This is a genomic window from Aeromicrobium sp. PFPM2_SD2 (assembly GCF_057364525.1).
Genome location: NZ_JBNFNZ010000682.1, coordinates 1 through 851, shown reverse-complemented (window position 1 = coordinate 851; position 851 = coordinate 1). Strand labels below are relative to the sequence as shown.

1 protein-coding gene is annotated in these 851 nt (G+C 75.9%); it reads left to right on the top strand.

Going from position 1 to position 851, the window contains the following annotated elements; translation table 11 throughout:
- Positions 1-84: 84 nt before the first annotated feature.
- The coding region (locus tag AC2W7G_RS17430; protein WP_485869547.1) for a glycoside hydrolase family 6 protein at positions 85-851 on the top strand (767 nt) is incomplete at its 3' end.

The following is an 851-nucleotide window of genomic DNA, read 5'->3' as shown; positions in this document are numbered from 1 at the left end:
GGCCCGGCCGCCGCCGTAGCGTCCGACGCGTCCGCCGCGGCGACGTCAAGACCCGCGACTCACCCAGCGCCTGTACACGCACCCGTGGCCGGCCAGCGGGTCGAGCGCGACCCGCGGTACCGACGCATCTGGTCGCGCCCCCAGGCGGTGTGGCTGACCGACTCCTACCCCGGACGCGCGCAGGTGCGGCGCACGGTCGCCACGACGGTGCGCGACGCCCGGCGCCAGCGTCGGACCCCCGTCTTCGTCGTGTACGCCATCACCAACCGCGACTGCGGCTCCTACTCGGCCGGCGGCTACGCACCGCGCGAGTACCACGCGTTCGTGGACGAGGTCGCGCGCGGCCTGCGCGGCAGCCGCGCCATGGTGGTGCTGGAGCCGGACGCCCTGGCCAACCTCGGCGCGTGCGACACCTCGGCCACGACCGGGCTGATGCGCTACGCGACGCGCCGGCTCTCGTCGGCCGGTGCCTGGGTCTACCTCGACGCCGGGCACTCGTCCTGGGTGCCCGCACCGCAGATGGCCCAGCGGCTGAAGGCGGCCGGCGTCGCCCGCGCCCGCGGCTTCGCCACGAACGTCTCCAACTTCAACCGCACCACGCGCGAGCTGCGCTACGCCCGGGCCGTCGTGCGCGAGCTGGCCCGGCGCGGCGTGTCCGGCCGGCGGTACGTCGTCGACACCTCGCGCAACGGCGGGCACCACCGCGTGAGCCACGGCTGGTGCAACCCGTCGTCCGCCCGCCTCGGCCGCAGCCCGCGCATCGTCAACACCACGAACCGCCGGGGCACGCTGGACGCCTACCTGTGGGTCAAGAGCCCCGGCGAGTCCGACGGCAGCTGCCGCGCGGCCAG